This window comes from Lysinibacillus sp. RU7 (assembly GCF_057837305.1).
Window position 1 is genome coordinate 1 of sequence record NZ_JBYQFK010000064.1, and the last position, 870, is coordinate 870.

Genomic DNA, 870 nt, shown 5'->3' on the forward strand with positions numbered 1-870 from the left:
TGCGTGAATGAATTATACAAACGTTATCGCACTATGCAACAATCAAAATCCTATCAAAAAGCCAAAAAGATGAAAAAAGGAAAAGAGAGAAATGCTATTTTTTCGAAGTTGAATGCACAGTTTGGGTTGACAGAGTATTCTATTCACGCTTTTTTAACACCTATGAGTCAACGATTCAAACAAAATATAGATTCACAAGCTGGTCAAAAAATGGGAACAAGAGCTTTTCAAGCTTTTAAAAAAATGATGTTTGGTGAAGCGAAGAAAGTATATTTTAAACGCTACGGAGAGATGGAATCCGTTGAAGGTAAATCAAATAAAACGGGTATCCGCTTCGTAAACGATATGTTGACTTGGAAAGGTCTTTCTATTCCTGTTATTGTTCGAAAACAAGATGCATATGCTCATTTAGCACTTCAAGATAAAGTGAAGTACGTTCGTATTAAACGAGTGTTTCTAAAAGGAAAATATGTATATTATGCTCAACTTATATTAGAAGGCATTCCGCCGCAATCGTATAACGCAGAGGGAGTAAAGCAACAGGTAGGCATTGGCAGAGTAGGAATCGATATAGGTACTTCTACTGTCGCAGCAAGCTCCGAGAAACAAGTAATGCTAAAGGTTTTGGCACCTAATGTGGTTAATTATGAGAAAGCCATACAACGAATTCAACGCAAAATGGATAGAAGTAAAAGAGCGACAAACCCTTTAAAATATAATGATGATGGAACAATCAATCGTAGTCATCGAGAAAGATGGGTATATTCGAATCGTTATGTTGAACTACGAAATCAATATCGAGAGTTGCATCGTAAGAACCGAATGGTAAGAAAACAAGACCATGAAACATTGTCTAATCAACTGTTATCT

The 870-nt window shown here is 35.7% G+C and carries 1 protein-coding gene; it reads left to right on the forward strand.

Features of this window, described 5'->3' with window-relative positions; genetic code table 11:
- Positions 1-69: 69 nt before the first annotated feature.
- Positions 70-870 (forward strand): nuclease/transposase family protein (locus AC3II9_RS21465; protein WP_489158723.1); only part of this gene is annotated, 801 nt, incomplete at its 3' end.